This is a genomic window from Streptomyces sp. NBC_00045 (assembly GCF_045041095.1).
Taxonomy (GTDB): domain Bacteria; phylum Actinomycetota; class Actinomycetes; order Streptomycetales; family Streptomycetaceae; genus Streptomyces.
The window spans coordinates 4,227,147-4,247,723 of sequence record NZ_CP108271.1 but is presented as its reverse complement, the minus strand read 5'-3'; the positions used below and the strand labels follow the sequence as shown (position 1 = coordinate 4,247,723).

14 protein-coding genes are annotated in these 20,577 nt (G+C 72.8%); 10 read left to right on the top strand and 4 right to left on the bottom strand.

What is annotated here, in order from left to right:
- Window positions 1-78 precede the first annotated feature (78 nt).
- The 8 genes from OHA65_RS19840 to OHA65_RS19805 all read left to right on the top strand — a co-directional run bounded on the left by OHA65_RS19840 (window position 79) and on the right by OHA65_RS19805 (window position 12,555).
- The gene (locus tag OHA65_RS19840) at window positions 79-1,689 is read left to right on the top strand and encodes an AMP-binding protein (protein ID WP_327284428.1); all 1,611 of its coding nucleotides are present in this window, start codon (window positions 79-81) and stop codon (window positions 1,687-1,689) included.
- Window positions 1,689-2,894, top strand: a complete 1,206-nt coding sequence (locus OHA65_RS19835; protein WP_327284427.1) for an FAD-dependent oxidoreductase — start codon at window positions 1,689-1,691, stop codon at window positions 2,892-2,894. The genes OHA65_RS19840 and OHA65_RS19835 overlap by 1 nt, the downstream gene beginning before the upstream one ends.
- Entirely contained in the window at window positions 2,891-4,888 is a 1,998-nt protein-coding gene (locus OHA65_RS19830; protein WP_327284426.1) for an FAD/NAD(P)-binding protein, read from the top strand. Before OHA65_RS19835 ends, OHA65_RS19830 begins: the two co-directional genes overlap by 4 nt.
- Window positions 4,885-6,321, top strand: a complete 1,437-nt coding sequence (pcaB, locus tag OHA65_RS19825) for a 3-carboxy-cis,cis-muconate cycloisomerase (protein ID WP_371644208.1) — start codon at window positions 4,885-4,887, stop codon at window positions 6,319-6,321. Before OHA65_RS19830 ends, pcaB begins: the two co-directional genes overlap by 4 nt.
- 118 nt (window positions 6,322-6,439) lie before the next feature.
- Window positions 6,440-7,855, top strand: coding sequence for a nitrate/nitrite transporter (locus tag OHA65_RS19820; protein WP_327284424.1), 1,416 nt, complete (start codon window positions 6,440-6,442; stop codon window positions 7,853-7,855).
- Complete coding sequence (locus OHA65_RS19815; RefSeq protein ID WP_371644206.1) at window positions 7,848-9,950, top strand: molybdopterin oxidoreductase family protein; 2,103 nt, start codon at window positions 7,848-7,850, stop codon at window positions 9,948-9,950. The genes OHA65_RS19820 and OHA65_RS19815 overlap by 8 nt, the downstream gene beginning before the upstream one ends.
- Window positions 9,947-11,338: an FAD-dependent oxidoreductase gene (locus OHA65_RS19810; protein ID WP_371644204.1), complete on the top strand. Its 1,392-nt coding sequence runs from the start codon at window positions 9,947-9,949 to the stop codon at window positions 11,336-11,338. Before OHA65_RS19815 ends, OHA65_RS19810 begins: the two co-directional genes overlap by 4 nt.
- Window positions 11,335-12,555: an FAD-dependent oxidoreductase gene (locus tag OHA65_RS19805; RefSeq protein WP_329314068.1), complete on the top strand. Its 1,221-nt coding sequence runs from the start codon at window positions 11,335-11,337 to the stop codon at window positions 12,553-12,555. The genes OHA65_RS19810 and OHA65_RS19805 overlap by 4 nt, the downstream gene beginning before the upstream one ends.
- An 84-nt stretch (window positions 12,556-12,639) precedes the next feature.
- On the opposite strand, the gene OHA65_RS19800 is transcribed toward OHA65_RS19805, so the two are convergent.
- The 4 genes from OHA65_RS19800 to OHA65_RS19785 all read right to left on the bottom strand — a co-directional run bounded on the left by OHA65_RS19800 (window position 12,640) and on the right by OHA65_RS19785 (window position 17,332).
- Window positions 12,640-13,833 (bottom strand): acyltransferase, encoded by a 1,194-nt coding sequence (locus OHA65_RS19800; protein ID WP_327284416.1) that lies wholly within the window; start codon window positions 13,831-13,833, stop codon window positions 12,640-12,642.
- Between the two features lie 119 nt (window positions 13,834-13,952).
- A complete protein-coding gene (locus OHA65_RS19795) occupies window positions 13,953-15,326 on the bottom strand; it encodes an aldehyde dehydrogenase family protein (protein WP_327284415.1) in 1,374 nt (457 codons plus the stop codon).
- On the bottom strand, window positions 15,326-16,429 hold the full coding sequence (locus OHA65_RS19790; RefSeq protein WP_327284414.1) for a phenazine antibiotic biosynthesis protein: 1,104 nt from the start codon (window positions 16,427-16,429) through the stop codon (window positions 15,326-15,328). The genes OHA65_RS19795 and OHA65_RS19790 overlap by 1 nt, the downstream gene beginning before the upstream one ends.
- A 102-nt stretch (window positions 16,430-16,531) precedes the next feature.
- Entirely contained in the window at window positions 16,532-17,332 is an 801-nt protein-coding gene (locus tag OHA65_RS19785; RefSeq protein ID WP_327284413.1) for an arylamine N-acetyltransferase, read from the bottom strand.
- A gap of 251 nt (window positions 17,333-17,583) precedes the next feature.
- Between OHA65_RS19785 and OHA65_RS19780 the strand changes: the two genes are divergently transcribed.
- Together OHA65_RS19780 and OHA65_RS19775 are read left to right on the top strand one after the other, a co-directional pair.
- A complete protein-coding gene (locus OHA65_RS19780) occupies window positions 17,584-19,284 on the top strand; it encodes a carboxylesterase family protein (RefSeq protein ID WP_327284412.1) in 1,701 nt (566 codons plus the stop codon).
- Window positions 19,285-19,356: 72 nt separating this feature from the next.
- Window positions 19,357-20,571 (top strand): MFS transporter, encoded by a 1,215-nt coding sequence (locus OHA65_RS19775; protein ID WP_327284411.1) that lies wholly within the window; start codon window positions 19,357-19,359, stop codon window positions 20,569-20,571.
- Window positions 20,572-20,577: the final 6 nt, after the last annotated feature.

The following is a 20,577-nucleotide window of genomic DNA, read 5'->3' as shown; positions in this document are numbered from 1 at the left end:
CGGACCGGCGCCCGGGCGCCCGAGCAATCCGGTTGGCAACTCACCTCCACCACACCTGACTTGGGAAAAGGCCAGACGATGATTCTGCAGCGCATCGGGAACAAGGGAATCCGGCTCGGGACGCTCTTCGAGCGGGCCGCGAGAAAGCACCCGACGAACGTCGTGATCCTCGATCACGACCTGGACATAGCCCCCGCCCTGGGGCGCCGGGCGACGGTGGCCGAGGTCGCCGACCTGATCGACGACTTCGCCTCCCGGCTCTGGGCCGCCAAGGTCCGCCCCGGCCGCCGGGTCGTCGTCTACAAGTCCGACGGCTTCGACATCACCCTGCTGGCCTGCGCGGTCGCCCGCATCGGCGCCGTCCCGGTGCTGCTGTCCCCCAAACTCGACGGCGAGACCGTCGCCGAACTCGTACGCCGTACCGACCAGCCCTACCTGCTCACCGACCAGGACAAGCTGGAGACCGAGTTGCCCGCCTCGGTCTTCGAGGAGGCCGAGCAGGTCCTGCTCACCTCCGGCAGCTACCAGGAGGCCACCGAGCTCGCCTCGCTCGTCGGGGCGCCCCGGGTCCCCGCCGTGACCATGCCGCCCGAACACCCGACCCTGATCACGCACACCTCCGGCACCACCGGCACCCCCAAGCTCGCCGTCCACACCGGCGCGACCCTCCAGGCACGCTACCGACCGCAGGCCACGATCACCAAGCCGCTCATACCCGGCCGCGAGACGATCGCCCTGCACGTCTCCTTCGTCCACTCACGGCTCATCACCGCCCTCGCCATCTCCCTCTTCCGCGGCTTCCCGATCGTCGTCCTCGCCGACTCCGACCCCAAGAAGGCCGCCGACCTGTTCGCCCAACTGCGCCCCGGCATCCTCGAAGCCCACCCCAACTCCTTCATGGAGTGGGAGGAGATGGTCGACGACCCCCGCGGGCCGCTGGCGAACGTGAAGCTCTTCAGCAGCACCTTCGACGCCATCCACCCGCGCACCGTGCAGCGGCTGCTCAAGGCTACGAAGCGCAGGGCCCCGGTCTTCGGCCAGCTGTACGGACAGAGCGAGATCGGCCCGGCCGTCGCCCGCTCCTTCTCCAAGCGCCGCGGGCTCGACGCCGACGGCCGCTGCGTGGGCATGCCCTTCCCCGGCATGACCGACGTCCGCGTCGTCAGCCGCAACGGGCTCCCGCCGTCCGAGACCAACCCGGGCTTCATCGAGGTCAAGAGCGACGGCCGGATCGTCACCTACCTCGGCGAGCAGGAACGTTACGACAAGCAGGTCAACGAAGGCTGGTGGCGCATGGGCGACGTCGGCTACCGCACCAAGTGGGGCTGCGTGCACCTGCTCGACCGCGAGGTCGACCTGATCGAGGGCTTCGGCTCCACCCTCGCCGCCGAGGACACCCTCTTCACCCGGCTGGACGCACTCGCCGAGGTCATCATCATCCCCGACGAGAGCGGTCGCGCCGTCCCCGTCGTCTGCACCAAGGACGACGAGCCCCTCGACCCCGAGGCCTGGAAGGCCGCCGTCGCCGGGCTCCCGCCGATGGCCGAACCGGTCCAGTGGCGCCAGTCCGAGCTGCCGCAGACCGCCACCACCAAGATCAAGCGGCTGGAGCTCGCCCGACTGCTCACCGCCGGCGCCACCACCGCAACCACCGGCGCCACCGCCGACCGCACCGAGGAGAAGGTCTGATGTCGAAGCTGATCATCATCGGTGGCGGAATAGGCGGACTCGCCACCGCCCTCGCCACCGCCCGCCAGGGACACCAGGTCCTCGTGCTGGAGCGCGCCCCCGAGTTCGCCGAGATCGGCGCCGGCATCCAGCTCGCCCCCAACGGCCTGCACGCCCTCGACCGCCTCGGCCTCGGAGACGCCGTCCGCTCCACCGCCGTGCAGATGGACGAGCTCCGGTTCATGGACGGGGTCACCGGCCGGCACGTGGTCAGCATGGACCTGACCGAGCGCTACCGCGAGCGGTTCGGCAACCCGTACGCCGTCGTCCACCGCGCCGAACTGCACACCAAGCTGCTGGAGGCCTGCCAGGCCTCCGACGCCATCGAACTGCGCAGCGCCGTCACCGCCGTCGGGTACGAACAGGACGCCACCGGCGCCTCGGTCGTCCTGGAAGACGGCGAGCGGATCACCGGCGACGCCCTCATCGGCGCCGACGGCATCCACTCCGCGATCCGCGCCCAGCTCGTCGGCGACGGCGCGCCCCGCAACTCCGGGATCACCGTCTACCGGGCCGTCATACCGATGGAACAGGTCCCCGAGGAGCTGCGCCACCTGACCTCGGTGACCTGGTGGACCGGGCCGCACTGCCACTTCGTGCACTACCCGATCGCCGGCGGCAAGTACCTCAACCTCGCGGCCAGCAGCGACAACCACGCCACCGAGACCCTCGCCGGTGTCCCCGCCAGCCCGGAAGACATCCGCCGCGAGTTCTCCGCCCTCGGCGAGGACGCCCAGCGCCTGCTGGCACTCGGCGAAGGCTGGAAGTCCTGGGTCCTGGTCGACCGGGACCCGGTCGACACCTGGACCGACGGCCGGGTCGCACTGCTCGGCGACGCCGCCCACCCGATGCTCCACTACGTGGCGCAGGGCGCCTGCCAGGGCCTTGAGGACGCCGTGATCCTGGGCGACCTGCTCGACTGCGGTTCCGACGAACTCCCGCAGCGCTTCGAGAAGTTCAACGCCGAGCGGCGCGAGCGCACCGCGAAGATCCAGCTCCTCGCCCGGGAGAGCATCAAGCTCTGGCACACCGCCGGGGAGGCCGTCCCGGCCCGCAACGAGTACCTCTCGACCCTCACCCCCGACCAGCTCCACGACTACGTGGCCTGGATGCACGGCGCCCGCACCCTCGACGAGAACACCACCCCGGACGGAGAGCAGCGATGAGCACGCACCAGGTACGCGAGACCGGACGGATCCAGATCGCCATCATCGGCGCGGGCCCCCGCGGCCTGTCGGTCCTGGAGCGGCTGTGCGCCAACGAGCGCCGCAACCCCACGCACTCCGCGGTCACCGTCCACGTGGTCGACCCCTCGGCGCCCGGCGCCGGCCAGGTCTGGCGCTCCGACCAGTCCCAGCACCTGCTGATGAACACGGTCGCCTCCCAGATCACCATCTACACCGACGACAGCGTCCGTACCGAGGGCCCCATCGAGCCGGGCCCGAGCCTGTACGAATGGGCCAAGGACATCGCCTGCGAGTCCGCGGACGGGGCGACCCTCGCCGAGGCCCGCCGGCTGGGCCCGAACACGTACCCCACCCGCGCCTTCTACGGCAGCTACCTGCGCGCCACCTTCGAGCGCGTCGTGCGCAGCGCCCCCGCCCACGTCAGCATCGAGGTGCACCGTTCCCGGGCCGTGGCCATGGCCGACACGCACGGCACCCCCGGCGGGGAGCAGGGCGTCCGGCTGGAGAACGGCACCCGACTCAACAAGCTCGACGCGATCGTGATGGCGCAGGGCCACGTACCGGCCCGGCTGACGCCGCGAGAGGCGAAGACCGCGAGCCTCGCCCGGATCCACCACCTCACGTACGTCACGCCCGCCAACCCGGCGGACCTGAACCTGAACGTCGTGAAGCCCGGAGAGAACGTCCTGCTGCGCGGCCTCGGCCTGAACTTCTTCGACCACATGGCGCTCTTCACCTCCGGCCGCGGCGGCACCTTCGTCCGCGCCGAGGACGGCCGCCTGACCTACCGCGCCTCCGGCAACGAGCCCACGCTGTACGCCAGTTCGCGGCGCGGCATCCCGTACCACGCCCGCGGCGAGAACGAGAAGGGAGCGTACGGCCGCTACCTGCCCCGGCTGCTCACCCCGGAGAAGATCGCCGAGATGCGCCGCCGCTCCCAGGACGGCGAGGGCATCAGCTTCTCCGCGGACCTGTGGCCGCTGATCTCCCGCGAGACGGAGAGCGTGTACTACGGCACCCTGCTGGAGTCCCGCGGCCGTGGCGCCGAGCGCGAGGGCTTCACCCGGCGGTACCTGTCGCTGGAGGACGCGGACGACCGGGCCTCGCTGCTGGACGTCTACGGGTTCGAGTACGAGCAGCGTTGGGACTGGGAGAAGCTCTCCCGCCCGTACGGCGACCGCGAGTTCACCAGCCGCGAGGAGTTCCGGGACTGGCTGGTCGGCTACCTGGCCAAGGACGTCGCCGAAGCCAAGGCCGGCAACCTGAGCGGCCCGCTCAAGGCGGCCCTGGACGTGATGCGCGACCTCCGCAACGAGATCCGGCTCGCCGTGGACCACGGCGGTCTGGACGGCCACTCGCACCGCGACGACCTCGAAGGCTGGTACACCCCGCTCAACGCCTTCCTCTCCATCGGCCCGCCGGCCTCCCGCATCGAGGAGATGATCGCCCTGATCGACGCCGGGGTGCTCGTCCTGACCGGTCCCGGGACCGAGATCCGCGTCGACACCGCCGCCGGCGACGACGCCACCTTCATCGCCCAGTCCCGTACCGTCCCCGGCCCCGCGATCCGCGCCGCCGTCCTGATCGAGGCCCGGCTGCCCGAGCCCGACCTGCGGCGCACCGACGACCCGCTGCTGCGCCACCTGCTCGACACCGAACAGTGCACCACCTACCGGATCGCCGGCTCCGACGGCAGCAGCTACGAGTCGGGCGGCCTCGCCGTCACCGAGCGCCCGTACCGGCTGCTCGACGCCCGCGGCCGGGCCCACCCGCGCCGGTTCGCCTACGGGGTGCCCACCGAATCCGTGCACTGGGTCACTGCGGCCGGCATCCGCCCGGGCGTCGACTCGGTCACCCTCGGCGACTCCGACGCCATCGCCCGCTCCGTCCTGGCCCTGGCCGCCGCCGGCGTGGTCCCCAGCGGTGTCGCGCCGCTGCCGGCCGAGACCGACCTCACCGGGGTCCTGGTATGAGCACGGCCCCTGAGGACCGGGCCGGGCAGGACGCGCTCACCGACGCGGGGCTGCTGTCGCCGGTACGGGTCGGCACCCCCACGGAGGAGGCCGTCAGCGACCTGGCCTGGCTCCAGGCCATGCTCGACGCCGAGGCCGCCCTGGCCCGGGCCCAGGCCGGACTCGGCACCCTCCCCGAGGACGCCGCCGCCGCCATCACCCGTGCGGCCCGGGCGGAGAACCTCGACCTGCGGGCCCTGGCGCTGGCCGCCCGGGAGACCGCGAACCCGGTGGTCGGCCTGGTGCAGGCGCTGACCCGGGTGGTCGCGGAGCAGGACACGCAGGGCACCGGCGCCGCCGAGTACGTGCACCGCGGTTCCACCAGCCAGGACATCTTCGACACCGGCGCCATGCTGGTGGCCGACCGGACGCTGAAGCTGATCCGGGCCGATCTGGCCCGTACCGCCGGGGCCCTGGCCCAGCTGGCCGGCGCGCACCGGGACACGGCGATGGCGGGACGGACGCTGGCCCTCCAGGCCGTACCCACCACATTCGGGCTGAAGGCGGCCGGCTGGCGGCAGTTGGTCCTGGACGCCGACCGGCGGCTGGCCCGGGTGCAGGAGGACGGGCTACCCGTGTCGCTCGGCGGCGCGGCGGGCACGCTGGCCGGCTACCTCGAATACGCCCGGATCGACGGCGCGGACCGAGCGTCGGAGCCCGGCGCGTACCTGGACGACCTGGTCGGGGCGTTCGCCGCCGAGACCGGACTGGCCCGCCCCGCACTGCCCTGGCACGTCCTGCGCACCCCGATCGCAGATCTCGCCGCCGCGCTCGCCTTCACCGCCGGGGCCCTCGGGAAGATCGCGATCGACGTGCAGAACCTGGCCCGCACGGAGGTTTCCGAGGTCGCCGAGCCGGCGGTGGCCGGCCGCGGCAGCTCCTCGGCCATGCCCCACAAGCGCAACCCGGTCCTGAGCACGCTGGTGCGCAGCGCCGCCCTCCAGGTGCCGGTCCTGGCCACCGGCCTCGTGCAGTGCCTGGTTTCGGAGGACGAACGCTCGGCGGGGGCCTGGCACGCCGAATGGCAGCTGCTGCGCGAGTGTCTGCGGCTGGTCGGCGGCGCCGCCCACACGGCGGTCGAGCTGGCCGAGGGGCTGACGGCCCGGCCGGAGCGGATGCGGGCCAACCTGCTGCTGACCGGCAGTCAGGTGGTGTCCGAACGGATCGCGGCCGTGCTCGCACCGGAGTTGGGCAAGGCGGCGGCGAAGCAGCTGCTGACCCGGGTCTCGGCCGCGGCCGGGGAGAGCGGCCGGCCGCTGTGCGAACTGCTAGCCGAGGAGCCCGTACCGGGCGGGCGGTGGAGCAAGGACGAACTGGAGCGGCTGTGCGATCCGGCCGCTTACACGGGCGGTGCGGGGCCGTTGGTGGACCGGGCCCTGGCCCGGCGCGACTGACCGTACGCAGGGACGGAGCCGTCGACTTGACGACTTCGGCGGATCTGCCATTGAGCTCAACTGAACTGAACTGTATGGTTCAAGTCAGTAGTCACCGAGCAGAGAAAGCCGAGGAGCCATGACGTCGCCGTCGCCCGCACGTCCCGCAGCCGGACGCTGGATCGAGGACTGGGACCCCGAGAACGAGGAGTTCTGGCAGCGGACCGGCAAGCGCACCGCCCGCCGCAACCTGGCCCTCTCGGTCCTCTCCGAGCACATCGGGTTCTCGGTGTGGAGCATGTGGTCAGTGCTGGTGCTCTTCATGTCACCGGCCATCGGCCTCGGCTTCGCGCCCTCCGAGAAGTTCCTGCTCGTCGTCGTCCCCACCCTCGTGGGCGCCGCCCTGCGGCTGCCCTACAGCTACGCGGTCACCCGCTTCGGCGGCCGCAACTGGACCGTCTTCGCCTCCGGCATCCTGCTCGTACCCGCCCTCGCCGCCTTCTGGTTCGTGCGCCAACCCGGCACACCGCTGTGGGTGTTCCTCCTGATCGGCGCCGCCGGCGGAGTCGGCGGCGGGAACTTCGCCTCCTCGATGACGAACATCACCGCCCTCTTCCCGCAGCGCCTCCAGGGTTGGGCCCTCGGCATCAACGCGGGCGGCGGGAACCTCGGGGTCGCCGCGGTCCAGCTCATCGGCCTGCTGGTCATAGCCACCGCGGGCAGCACCCACCCCGCGTACGTCGTCGCCGTCTACCTGCCGCTGATCGTGCTGGCCTCGCTCCTCGCCGCCCTCCACATGGACAACTTCGCCGTGGTGCGCAGCGCGCCCGGCGCCCAGCGCGAGGCCGCCCGCAACCCGCACACCTGGTTCATCTCCCTCCTGTACGTCGGCACCTTCGGCTCCTTCATCGGCTACGGCTTCGCCTTCGGCCTCGTGCTCCAGAGCCAGTTCGGCGCCACCCCGCTCCAGTCCGCCTCGTACACCTTCCTCGGGCCGCTGCTCGGCTCCCTGTTCCGGCCCGTGGGCGGACTGCTCTCCGACCGGTGGGGCGGAGCCCGGGTCACGCTCGCCGCGTTCTGCGCGATGGCCGCCGGGACCGGCGTGCTCCTGCTGGCCTCCGCGAACGGCTCCTTCGGCCTCTTCGTCGCCGGCTTCACCGCCCTGTTCGTCCTGACCGGCATCGGCAACGGCTCCACGTACAAGATGATCCCGGCGGTCTTCGCCCGGCAGGCGCAGGACGACGTCACCTCCGGCCACGACGCGGCGGCGGCCTTCGCCAGGGCCCGCCGGCTCTCCGGCGCCGTCATCGGCATCGCCGGCGCGGTCGGCGCCCTCGGCGGGGTCGGGGTCAACCTGGTCTTCCGCAGCGCCTACAGCTCCGCGGGGCAGTCCGGTGAACCCGCCTTCATCGCCTTCCTCGGCTTCTACCTGGTGTGCGTCCTGGTCACCTGGACGGTGTACCTGTGGCGCCGCCCGGGTGCGCAGGCGGCCGCCGCAGCGGCCGCCGGGACGGCCGGCTCCGCCACGGTCCGCGCGGAGGCCTCCCGTGTCTGACGTCCGCGAGGTCACCACCCACTGCCCCTACTGCGCCCTCCAGTGCGGCACCCGGCTCACCCACCAGGACGACCGCACCACCGTCGCCCCGACCTCGTTCCCGGTGAACCAGGGCGGCCTGTGCCAGAAGGGCTGGACGGCGCCCGCACTGCTGGACGCGCCCGGCCGGCTCACCCGGCCGATGGTCCGCGGCGCGGACGGCCGGCTCGCCCCCACCACTTGGGACGCCGCGCTCGACCTGATCGCCACCCGGCTCGACGCGATCCGCACCGAGCACGGACCCGACGCGGTCGGCGTGTTCGGCGGGGGCGGGCTCACCAACGAGAAGGCCTACCAGCTCGGCAAGTTCGCCCGGGTCGCGCTGGGCACCAGCCAGATCGACTACAACGGCCGGTTCTGCATGTCCTCGGCGGCAGCAGCGGGCTCGGCGGCCTTCGGCCTCGACCGGGGCCTGCCGTTCCCCGCCACCGACCTCGGCGGCGCCGACGTGATCCTGCTCGCCGGGGCCAACCCCGCCGAGACCATGCCGCCGCTGATGCGCCACCTGACCGGGGCGCAGCTCATCGTCATCGACCCGCGCCGCACCCCCACCGCCGAGGGCGCGGCCCTGCACCTCCAGCCGACGCCCGGCACCGATCTCGCTCTGGCGCTCGGCCTGTTCCACCTCGCCGTCGTCGAGGGCCACGCCGACCAGGGCTACCTGAACAAGCGGACCACCGGCTTCGACACCGCCTGGGCGCGGGCCGCCTCCTGGTGGCCCGAGCGGGTCGAGCGGGTCACCGGGGTCCCCGTCGCCGACATGCGGGAGGCGGTCCGGCTGCTGGCCGGCGCGGAGCGGGCGTACGTACTGACCGGGCGCGGTGCCGAGCAGCACAGCAAGGGCACCGACACGGTCGCCGCGTTCATCAACCTGGCCCTCACCCTCGGCCTGCCCGGCCGCGAGGGCAGCGGCTACGGCTGCCTGACCGGCCAGGGCAACGGCCAGGGCGGGCGCGAGCACGGCCAGAAGGCCGACCAGCTGCCCGGCTACCGCATGCTGACCGACCCGGCCGCGCGCGCCCACGTCGCCCAGGTGTGGGGCGTGGACCCCGACGCGCTGCCGGGCCCCGGCCGCAGCGCGTACGAACTCCTCGACGCGCTCGGCACGGAGGGCGGGCCGCGCGCCCTGCTCGTCTTCGGTTCGAACCCGGTGGTCTCGGCGCCGCACGCGGCCCGGATCGGGGACCGGCTGAAGTCCCTGGACCTGCTGGTCGTCGCCGACTTCGTACCTTCCGAGACCGCGCAGATCGCGGACGTCGTCCTCCCCGTGACCCAGTGGGCCGAGGAGGAGGGCACGATGACCAACCTCGAAGGCCGGGTGCTGCGCCGCCGCCGGCTGCTGTTCCCGCCCGGCGAGGCCCGCGGCGACCTGGAGGTGCTGCACGGCCTCGCGGTCCGGCTCGGCCAGCCCGCGCACCGCTTCCCGACCGCGCCGCGCGAGGTCTTCGAGGAGCTGCGGCGGGCCTCGCACGGCGGGCGCGCCGACTACTCCGGCATCAGCTACGAACGGCTCGACGCGGGCGAGGCCCTGCACTGGCCGTGCCCCGCGACCGCCGAGGGCGAGGCGGCGCACCCCGGCACCCCGCGGCTGTTCCTCGATGGCTTCGCCCACCCGGACGGGCTGGCCCGGTTCGCCGAGGTCGAGCACCGCGACGGGGCCGAGACGCCCGACGCGGCGTTCCCGCTGTACGCCACGACCGGGCGGGTGCTCGCCCAGTACCAGTCGGGCGCGCAGACCCGTCGGGTCCCGGAGCTGGCCGCGGCCGCGCCGGAGGCCTTCGTGGAGGTGCACCCCGACACGGCCGGGCGGTACGGGCTGACCGACGGCGCCGCAGCCCGGGTCAGCTCGGCGCGCGGCAGCACGCTCGCCCGGGTCCGGCTGGTCCCCTCGCTACGGACCGACACGGTGTTCCTCCCGTTCCACTTCGCCGGGGCGGGCCGGGCCAACCTGATCACCAGTGCGGCGCTCGACCCGCGCAGCAAGATGCCGGAGTTCAAGGTGTGCGCGGTACGGATCGAGCCCGCGCCCCAGAACGCGGAAGCGGTGCGGCCGTGAGCGTGGGCGAGGTGCTGGTGGTCGGCGCGGGACCTGCCGCGCAGCGGTTCGCGGAGCGGCTGCACCACCACGGACACCGTGGCGGCGTGACCCTGCTCGGCGCCGAGCCGCAGGCCCCGTACCAGCGGCCGCTGCTGTCCTCCGTCCTGGACGGGACGCTGCCGGCCCCCGCCCTCGCCCTGCCCGCGCTGCCCGCGGGCACCCGCCTGCACACCCGGGTGACCGTGACCCGGATCGACCGCGCCCGCCGGCTCGTCCACTCCACCCACGGCACGGTCGGCTCCGTGCACCACTACGACACGCTGGTCCTGGCCACCGGGTCCCGCCCCGCCGTCCCCCGCATCCCCGGGCTGCCGGCCGGCGCGGCGACCGTGCTGCGGACCCTCGCCGATGCCGAGCGGTTGGCGGCGGAGCCCACGGGGGCCGCCGTCGTCATCGGCGGCGGGCCGCTCGGGATCGAGGCGGCCGCCGCGCTGCGCCGGGCCGGGCACGAGGTGGCCCTCGTCCACCGCGGCCCGCACCTGCTGGACCGGCACCTGGACGCCACCGCGGGCGCGCTGCTCGCCCGCAGCCTGGAAGGCCTCGGGGTCGAGGTCCACACCGGCCGCACGGCGGCCGCGTACTGCACCGGCAAGCTCACCCTCGACGACGGCCGGGTCCTCGCCGCCGACACGCTGCTGCTGTGCACCGGCGCCGTCCCCGAGACCGGGCTCGCCCGCCGGGCCGGACTCGACGTCCGCACCGGTGTGGTCGTCGACGGGCTGCTGCGCACCAACGACCCGCACGTCCACGCCATCGGCGACTGCGCAGAGCACCCGGGGGACACCGCCGGGTACCTCGAACCCGCCTGGGCGCAGGCCGAGTCCCTGGCCAGGACCCTCACCCACACCCCGGTGCACCACCACGGCACCCGGCAGATCACCCGGCTGCGGGTGCCCGGCATCGACCTCGTCCGCCTGGGGCGGGGCGGGCCGGAGCCCGAGGGTGCGGAGGTGGTCGCGTTCACCGACCCGGCGCGCGGCCGCTACGCCCGCCTCACCCTGCACGGCGGGCGGATCACCGGGGGGGTGCTGCTGGGACTGCCGCGGGCCATCGCCGCCGTGAGCCGGCTCCACGAGCTCGACCTGCCGGTGCCGGCAGGACGGCTGGAGTTCCTGCTCGGCATCGCACCGGCCGCGCCGGGGCCCGACGCGCTCCCCGACGACGCGGTGGTCTGCCGCTGCAACAACGTCACCAAGCACACCATCACCGAGGCCTGCCGGTCCGGGGCCGCCGATCTGGCGCGGGTCGCCGCGGCGACCCGCGCCACCACCGGCTGCGGGGGCTGCACGGACGTCGTCCGCGCCCTCTGCGGCGTCGTACGCACCGAAGGGAGCAGCACGTCATGACCCGTACCGCTCGTACCCTCGTCATCGCCGGGCACGGCATGGCCGGACACCGGCTCGTGGCCGACCTGCGGTCCCTGGACACCGCCGGGCTCTGGCGGATCGTGGTCCTCGGGGAAGAGCCGCACCCCGCCTACGACCGGGTCGCGCTGTCCTCGTACCTCGACGGCCGCAGCGCCGCGGACCTCGCCCTGGCCGGACCCGGCTTCGCGGACGACCCGCTGCTGGAGCTGCGGCTGAACACCGGCGTCGCCGCCGTTGACCGGGCGGCGCGCACCGTGACCACCACCGCCGGCGACGTCCTCGGGTACGACGCCCTCGTCCTGGCCACCGGCTCGCGGCCCTTCATCCCGCCCGTGCCGGGCCACGACCTGCCCGGCGCCTTCGGCTACCGCTCGCTCACCGACCTCGACGCGATCCGCGCCGCCGCCGTACCGGGCCGCCCCGGCGTGGTGATCGGTGGCGGGCTGCTCGGCCTGGAGGCCGCGAACGCGCTGCGGCTGCTCGGCATGGAGCCGCACGTGGTGGAACTCGCCCCCCGACTGATGCCGTTGCAGGTGGATGCGGCGGGCGGCGGTGTCCTCGGGCGCCGCGTGGCTCAGCAGGGGCTGCACGTCCACTGCGGGGTCGCCACGGCCGCGCTCCAGGCGGGCCCGGACGGCGCGGTGGCCTCGGTGGCCCTGGCCGACGGCAGCACCCTGGACGCCTCCGTGGTGGTGTTCTCGGCGGGAGTGCGGCCGCGGGACGAGCTCGCGGGCCCGGCGGGCCTGGCCACCGGCGAGCGCGGCGGGTTCCTCGTCGACGAACGGTGCCGGACGCAGGACGAGCGGATCTGGGCGATCGGCGAGTGCGCGGCCGTGTCGGGGCGCTGCCACGGGCTGGCCGCACCGGGCTACCGGATGGCGGCCTCGGTGGCCCGGCAGCTGCTGGGCGAGGAGGGGGAGCCGTTTGGGGAGGCCGACCTGTCCACCAAGCTCAAGCTGCTCGGCGTGGAGGTGGCGAGCTTCGGCGACGCCCATGCGGCGACCGCGGGCGCGGTGGAGCTGAGCCGGCTGGACGAGGCGGCGGGCACGTACGCGAAGCTCGTGCTGGACGCGGACTGCGCGACCCTGCTCGGCGGCATCCTGGTCGGGGACGCCCGTGCGTACGGGGAGCTGCGGCCGTACGTCGGCCTGGGCCTGCCGGCGGCGGGACACCGGGTGCTGGCCCCCGCGGCCTGAGCGGCGCACGCCGTGCGGGGCGGGACGCACGACACCGCCCTCCGGGTTCCGGGGAACCCGAAGGGCGGCGCGGGGAACGGCGGGTCAGACGGTTTCCAGGGTGCGGTCGTCCCGGACGGCTGCTTCGGCCGCCGCGGCCTTCGCGGCCCTGGCTTTGCGCGAGCTGGAGAAGCGGCGGGTGATCGGCGCCTCCACCCAGGCGTACAGGGCCCAGGACAGCAGCACCGCGACGACGATCTGGGCGGCGATCAGGGCGACGGCGACCGGGGTCGAGTAGAGCTGGTCCCCGAGCAGTTCGCGGGAGTAGGCCAGGACGATGTAGTGGAGCAGGTAGAAGGCGAAGGAGATCTCGCCGAGCCAGATCATGAACCGGTTGTTGAACGGCGTCGGCTTGTTCTCCGCATCGCGCTGGGCGACGGCCGCGATCAGCAGCACGATCGGGATGAGGGTGACCGCGCGCTGCGCGTACAGGTGCTCCACGTTCATCGCGATGCCGTACGTGACGGCCAGCAGCAGCGCCGACCAGGTCGTGCCGATGTTGCGCCAGCGGCCCGCCAGCACGGCGCGGGCGACGAGGATGCCGAGGGCGAAGTCGAGCAGCCGGACGGGCGGCAGGACGTACGCGAACCAGTACTGCACGGTCGAGGTCCCGTCGGCGCCGGGCATCTGCATGCCGCCGCCCGGGATGACCGCGTAGGTCAGCGTCGGGGTGAGGAATATGGCGGCGACGACGCCGCCTATCCAGTACTTCAGCCGCGCCGGGTCGATCTTCTTGATGAACAGGAACAGCGCCGGGAAGGCGAGGTAGAAGATCGCCTCGGCGCCGAGGGACCAGCTCGGCGGGTCCACGCTGAAGTTGGTGGCGAAGTCGGGCACCCACACCTGCACCATCAGCAGGTTGACCACGGCCTGCCAGGGCTTGGTCATGACGGCCGCGAAGGTGACCAGCGCGAGCGCCCAGGTGATCACGTAGTTCGGGTAGATCTTGACGAAGCGGCGGCGCCAGAAGGCGCGCATCGTGTCTTGGTCGCGGGCGGACCAGGTGAGCACGAAGCCGCTGAGGACGAAGAAGAAGGTGACGCCGAGGGCGCCGGCCTGCGAGGCGTACGTGGCGAACGCGTCGTTGGCGGAGTCGTCGGCGAAGAGGCGGATCCACGGGACGCCGAGGGAGGCGTGGAAGAAGAAGACCAGGAGGGCCGCGGGGAAGCGCAGTCCGGTGAGCGACGGGAGCCGCGGCGGTCTCGCAGGTCTGGAACCGGTCGTTCCGTTCATGGGCATGACAACAGTGCTCCTTGTGCGGTGACGGGGAGGTGGCGGGAACGGTGGCCGTACGAAAGGCGGGTCCGGGCTGCGGCGGCCGGCAGGGCGGCCGCCGCGGCCCGGACCCGTCGGGTGTGTCAGTCGCGGATGACGGTCTTGGTCCGCATCAGGAACTCGCCGAGGTAGCCGTCGTGCGGAACGCCCGGCCTGATCCAGTACGTCGGGTGGTCGCCCAGATAGACGTTGCTGATGGTGGGCTCCTGGAGCAGCGCGTCGATCAGCGCCTCGTCCTCGGTGAACGCGGTCAGCACCAGCGAGTTGCGCAGGGGCCCGATCCCGTCGGCGGGCGACCACGGAGCCACCCACACGCAGGGGAAGGGCAGTTCGATGCCGGCCTGCTCGGCGTCCGGGCGCTCCAGCCGGTGCACGGCCGGACGCAGTACGGCACTGCCGTCGCCGAGCTCCTCCACGACGCCGTCGCCGCCGAGGTGCGCCGTGGTCCCGGCCGCCTTGGCGAGCAGGAACTTCTCGATCGCCCGCGCCCCCTCCACCGGCTGCACCGCGAGGACGGCCTTCTCGTCCTCCGGCGGCAGGCTGGGGATCGTGGCCAGGCGCTCGGCGATGGCCTGCGCGAGCGGCTCCGGGTCGCCGTCGATCAGCACGGTCGTGGCGTTGATGCAGGCCACACCGCCCTGGTGGCTGATGGAGTCCACGATGGTGTCGAGGTGGTCGCGCCAGTCGACACCGGCCGGGACCAGCATCTTGGAGCGGCCGGGACCCTGCGGCAGCACGTTGGTGCCCGCGTACTTGCGCACCACGTCGTCACCGCCGTACACGAGGCCGTAGTCGGCGCTGCGCAGGATCTCGTCCGCCGCCTCGTAGTCCGTGGGCAGCAGCACGACCTGGTCGCTGCCGAAGCCCGCGGCCCGCAGCGCGGAGATCAGCCGGTGCGGGGTGAACGGCTCGCGGCGCGAGGGCCGCACCGCGACGCGGTAGCCGAGCGCGAGGGCCTCGACCCACAGCGAGTGCGGTCCGGGGTGGTTGCCCGCGGCGTGCACCGCGAACACGTCACCGCGCCGGGTCCACACGGCGCTGCCGCTGCGGGTGTCCTCGGCGCGCCAGTCGTCCACGGCGCCGGCCGGCCGGGCCTGGTACGCGGCGAACCGGGACTGCTCGGTCGCCTCGATGATGGCGGCGGTCGCGGCCTGCACGACGCCGATCGGCACGCCGGAGACCCGGGCGACCGTGCGCTCGTACTCGGCGAACGACAGCCCGTCGATCGTCTCCTCGGCGAAGATCTTCCCGGCGCGGGCCAGCGCCGCCGTCCGCTCGTCGGCCGGCAGCGAGTCGGCCTTGCGCAGGGCGTCCATGGCACGGGTCACGAACAGCTTCGGGACCAGGCTGAGTTCGGCGACCGGCGCGCCCGTCACATCGGTGACGGTCGTGCGCTTGCGCGCGCGGAACGGTCCGGCGGGCCCGAGCGCGTCCAGCGTGATCAGGCCGGCATTCATTAATAGACCCCTTCGATGACGGTCTCGTTGTCGAATTCCTGGACCGGCGCGATGTCCGCCACGGAGTCCCCGAGCTGCCAGATGCCCTCGGGGCCGGGCACACGGGTCGCGTAGTCGCGCTCCAGGTTGTTCGGCATGAACAGGCTCTTGCTGATGTGGTGCATGACGACCTGGCCGCGCTCGCCGTACGGGACGGTCCCGCGGGTCTCGGGGTCGACCACGTCGAAGATCATGTGGGGGGAGAACGGGTCGTAGACGCACGGGTCGTCGTCGGACAGGCCCGGGCGCTCGCTGGCGTTTCCGAGGATCATCGTCGAGCCGTAGCCGCTGTAGAGGTGGGCCTTGGGGAAGACCTCGGTGCGGTACAGGTAGCGGGTGTCGGCGTCCATCTGCGTGCCGACCCAGTTGATCGCCTTGACCTTCTCGTCGATGAGCTTGGCGAGGTCGTCACGGCGGGCCAGGCGCTCCAGGACCGGCGGCGTGCACATCAGGACACCGATGTCCTGGGTCTGGAGCAGGAAGGCGACCTGGTCGACGATGTGCTCGGCGTACGCGCCGGCCTCGGCGCCCTTGCCGTCGGAGATGAGCTTCTTGACCCAGCGCGGGTCGAGGTCGACGGTGAAGGCGAGGCCACCGCGGAAGGCGGTCTGCCGCTTGATCACGTCACCGACCATGTGGGGTCCGGTCGGGGCGACGACCAGCCAGTTCACGTTCTGCGGAACACCGTGGCGGTCCAGCTGGGCGCTGCTCCAGGCGAGCAGCCGGTCCAACCACTCCTGCAGCAGGACGATCCGCTTGGGGGCGCCGGTGGTGCCGCCGCTCTCGTAGACGCCGACGACCTCGGGCTTGTCCCCGTAGCCGCGGGGTATGAGGTCCTCGGCCCGTACGTCGCGCAGTTCGTTGGCGAGGTTGGGGAACTTGTTCAGGTCGGCGAAACCGCTGATGTCGGTCAGCGGATCGAACCCGAGAGTTCCTGCGCGTTCCAGCCAGAACGGCGAACCCGTTTCCGGGGAGAAATGCCACCGCAGGGCGGCGCGCAGGAATTCGTCGGGGTCCGGCTGGGTGTCGAGTGGAAATTCCAGCAAGGGATCAACGATGGACACAATGCTCCTTCCGGATACGGAGTAACGCCGTACTCCGGGCATCGTGCGCCGGGCCGAACGAGGCGGTCCACGTTATTCGGGTGAGTACGTCAACTGTCTGTGTCAGGTCAGCTGGATCCCGATGGTCCGGTTTGCGCCACCGCTGTCGGGGAGTTCGTCGAGAACCATTCCGAAGTGGGTGCGGTAGGCGTCCAGAAGGTCCTGGTCGCTCTCGGGCTTCTCGATCGTGCGCTGTCCGCCCTCGACCCTGACCAGGCGGTTCCCCTTCAGGGTGACCCGGCCGTCCGCGAGCGCCAGCGAGCAGAACAGCTCCTGGAGGAACGGCGAATCCGGGCTGCTGCGCCACCACCACAGGGTGGGCCCGAAGTCGTCGAGGCGGCAGGCACGGTCGTCGATCCGGTAGAGCGGGCTCCCGTTCAGGGACACGTCGAACCCGCCCTCCCCGGCCGCTTCGACCCGGTACTCGCCGTGCGGGTCCCGCTGCACGTCAGCGGTGCTGAAGCGGAGCGGATGGCGGCTGTTGCGGCCGAACCCGGCGTCGACCAGCCAGGGCTCCCCGTCCAAGGTCACCCGCAGGGCGAGGTGGCACATCGCCGGCCCCAGCCCGTCGGGCCGGTAGACCCGGCCGGGCAGGATCTCGACCTGGTGGCCGAGGGCCTCCAGCAGGACCGCGAAGGCCGAGTTCACCTCGTAGCAGCCGCCGCCGCGGCGCTGCCGAACGATCTTGTCGACGACCTGCTCGCCGAGGTGGATCTCGCGGTCGAGGTGGTAGTCGATGTTTTCGAAGGGCACCGAGAGGACATGCCGCTCCTGAAGGTGGCGCAGACCCGCGAAATCGGGCCGCTCCGGCCTTTTCGCGCCAATTCGGTCGAGGTATTCGGCCACTCCTGCGTCGTCCAGCATGGCATTCTCCTTGACGATTCGAACCCGGCAGCGTACGCCGAATGAAAATACACGGCCACCGGTGGTACCCGAATCGATCTGACGGACAATCCGGCACCTGACAAAGTGCCCCGCCACTTGTTGCCGGGTTCTTGCGCGGTTACCAGCATCGGATGGTCCGGAGTCATCCGACGCGGCACATTCGGTTCGAATGGGCACCGTGGAGTCGGCGTGACTGACCGCCCGCCGATGACGATGGAGAACCCACGGCAATGGCTACCTCTGCCGCCCCCAGCCCCTCGCCCGAAACCGGAGCCGAAGCCGGAGCCGAAGCCGCAGCCGCGCCCGCCGGAGCCGTGCTCGCCCGCACCAGCGCCGGCGTGATCGCCGGGGAGCGCTCCGGCCGGCTGTCCGTCTTCCGCGGCGTCCCGTACGCCGCGCCGCCGGTCGGCACCCTGCGCTTCGCCTCGCCCCGGCCGCCCGAACCGTGGAGCGGGGTGCGCGACGCCACGGCGTTCGCCCCCGAGTCGCTCCAGCCGATCATCCCCGGCAGCGGCGAGGACTCCCTGTACGCGAACGTCTGGACGCCCGCCCCGACCGGCTCCGTCGACGCCGGCCCGGACACCGACGCCGACGCCGACGAGGAAGCCGCCAAGCCGGTGCTGGTCTACATCCACGGCGGTGGGTGGATGGTCGGCGGCGGCAGCCTGCCCGTCTACGACGGCGCCCGCCTCGCCGACCGCGGCGACCTCGTCGTCGTCACCTTCAACTACCGCCTCGGCGCCCTCGGTTTCGGGCTGCACGAGGAGTTCACCGACTCCGACACCGGCGACTTCGCCAACTGGGGCCTCCAGGACCAGGCGGCGCTGCTGCGCTGGGTCTACGAGAACGCAGCGGCCTTCGGCGGCGACCCGGGCAACATCACGGTCGCCGGCACCTCCGCCGGCGGCGCGAGCACCTGGCAGTTCGCGCTGCTGCCCGAACTGCGGGGCATCATCCGCCGCATCGTCCCCATCAGCGCCTGCCACGTCTGGGAGCCCGCCACCTCAATGTCCCCCGCCGACTCCCGGCAGGCGTACGAGGCCGTCGCGCGCCGGCTCGGCACGACCGTGGCCGGCCTGCGGGAGGTCCCCGCGGCCGCCCTGATGGACGCCTGGGAGGAGGTGTTCGGCGGCCTGCCCGGCGAACGCGAGGTCGGCAGCGGCCGCGAGTTCCGCGGCCCGGTCGTCGACGGGCGCTGGATGAGCGCCTTCGACTACGAACTGCCCACCCCCGAGGTCCCGGTGCTGGCCGTCCACACCCGTACCGAGGGCTCGTTCTACACCGGCCCCTGCCCGCCGCAGCCCACCCCGACCCCGCCCCCCACCGACGCGGCCGAGCTCCGCGAAGCCGTCCGCGGCGTGCTGGAGAAGGGGATGGAGAAGGTCCCGTACGAGCTGACCGATGCCTGCATAGCCGCGTACCGCGAGGCCGCGGAGGCCGACGGGCTGCCCCGGGACCCGCTGTCGCTGTGGACGGAGATCTGGGGCGACGCGCTGTTCCGCTACCAGATCGTGCGGCTGTCCGAGCGGCACGCCCGCCACGGCCGCTCGCCGCAGTACGTCATGGAGTTCGCGCAGCCCGTCCGGGCCCCCCACCACGGCACCCCGCACGAGGCGACCTCGCCGTTCCTGTTCGGCACGTACGCCGACCCCGCGGCGATCTCCGCCACCTACCCGGTACCCGAGACCACTCCGCTGTTCCACGACGGGCCGCACGAGCGCGCCGTCTCCGAGACCTTCATGGACCTGGTGGCCGCCTTCGCCCGCGACGGCGTGCCCACCGGCCCCGGTGCCCCCGCCTGGCCGGTCTTCGATCCCGAGCACCCCAGCACGCTGGTCCTCGGCGGTGAGCGGATCGCCGAGATCGCCACCACGTCGAAGCTGCGGCAGCTGCGGTTCTGGGACGAGTCCGGCTGGGTCCCGCGCACCTGACCTGCCCCGCGGCCGCCCTGCCGCCTCCCAGCAGGCCGGCTCCCGCCCCCAGACACGAATGAGGTTCCTGTCATGGCAACACTCGAAACACCCGCCGAGACCGTCACACCGGCACCGGTGCCGGAACGCACCTCCCTGAAGAGCTGGTTCGCCGTCATCTCCGTCGCCGTCGGCATCTTCACCCTCGTCACCGCCGAGCAGCTGCCCATCGGCCTGCTCACCTCGGTCGGCGGCGCCCTGCACGTCTCCGAGGGCACCGCGGGCCTCATGGTGACGGTGCCCGGCCTCGTCGCCGCACTGTCCGCGCCGCTGATCCCCGTGGTCGTCGGCCGCATGGACCGCCGCTTCCTGCTCGTCGGCCTGATGACCGTGATGGCCGTCGCCAACCTGGTCACCGTCCTCGCGCCCAGCTTCGGCATCCTGCTGGCCTCCCGCGTCCTGGTCGGCGTCACCATCGGCGGTTTCTGGGCCGTCGCGGGCGGTCTCGCGTTCCGGCTGGTGCAGCCGGCGGCGATCCCCCGGGCGACCGCGCTGATCTTCGGCGGCGTCGCCGCCGCCAACGTCCTCGGCGTACCGACCGGCACCCTGATCGGCGGCCTCGCCGGCTGGCGCACCGCGTTCGCCACGCTCGGCGTCCTGGCCTTCGTCGTCCTCGTCGCCCTGCTGGCCCTGTTGCCCTCGCTGCCCGCCACCCAGCCCGTCAGCGTGCGCGAGCTGATCGGCCAGTTCGCCAACCGCGGCGTCCGCTCCGGCATCATCGCCACCGCCCTCATCGTCACCGGGCACCTCGCCGCGTACACGTACGTCAGCCCGATGCTCCAGCAGGTCTCCGGCATCGACGAGGACCTGATCAGCGTCCTGCTGCTGGGCTTCGGCGTGGCCGGCATCATCGGCAACTTCGTCGCCGGCGCGGCCGTCGCGAAGAACCTGGGCCGCACCATGGCCGTCATCATCGTCGCGCTCGCCGCCGCGATGCTGCTCTTCCCGGTCCTCGGCAAGACCCAGGCCGGCGGCATCGCCCTGCTGGTCCTGTGGGGCCTGGCCTTCGGCGGCGTCTCCGTCAGCCTCCAGACCTGGATGCTGAAGTCCGCGCCCGACGCGATGGAGGCCGCCTCCGCCCTGTGGGTCTCCGTCTTCAACCTGGCCATCGCGCTCGGCGCGCTCGTCGGCGGTCTGATCGTCGACCAGGTAGAGCTGATCACCGTGGCATGGCTGGGCGGCGTCGTGGTGCTGCTCACCGCGCTCACGCTCCCGAGCCTGCGCACCGCCGGCAAGGACGCCCGGTGAGCACCC

Coding starts and splice junctions, on each gene's coding strand:
- OHA65_RS19840 (WP_327284428.1), top strand. CDS start 79: ATGATTCTGCAGCGCATCGGGAACAAGGGAATCCGGCTCGGGACGCTC.
- OHA65_RS19835 (WP_327284427.1), top strand. CDS start 1,689: ATGTCGAAGCTGATCATCATCGGTGGCGGAATAGGCGGACTCGCCACC.
- OHA65_RS19830 (WP_327284426.1), top strand. CDS start 2,891: ATGAGCACGCACCAGGTACGCGAGACCGGACGGATCCAGATCGCCATC.
- pcaB (WP_371644208.1), top strand. CDS start 4,885: ATGAGCACGGCCCCTGAGGACCGGGCCGGGCAGGACGCGCTCACCGAC.
- OHA65_RS19820 (WP_327284424.1), top strand. CDS start 6,440: ATGACGTCGCCGTCGCCCGCACGTCCCGCAGCCGGACGCTGGATCGAG.
- OHA65_RS19805 (WP_329314068.1), top strand. CDS start 11,335: ATGACCCGTACCGCTCGTACCCTCGTCATCGCCGGGCACGGCATGGCC.
- OHA65_RS19800 (WP_327284416.1), bottom strand. CDS start 13,833: ATGCCCATGAACGGAACGACCGGTTCCAGACCTGCGAGACCGCCGCGG.
- OHA65_RS19795 (WP_327284415.1), bottom strand. CDS start 15,326: ATGAATGCCGGCCTGATCACGCTGGACGCGCTCGGGCCCGCCGGACCG.
- OHA65_RS19785 (WP_327284413.1), bottom strand. CDS start 17,332: ATGCTGGACGACGCAGGAGTGGCCGAATACCTCGACCGAATTGGCGCG.
- OHA65_RS19780 (WP_327284412.1), top strand. CDS start 17,584: ATGGCTACCTCTGCCGCCCCCAGCCCCTCGCCCGAAACCGGAGCCGAA.
- OHA65_RS19775 (WP_327284411.1), top strand. CDS start 19,357: ATGGCAACACTCGAAACACCCGCCGAGACCGTCACACCGGCACCGGTG.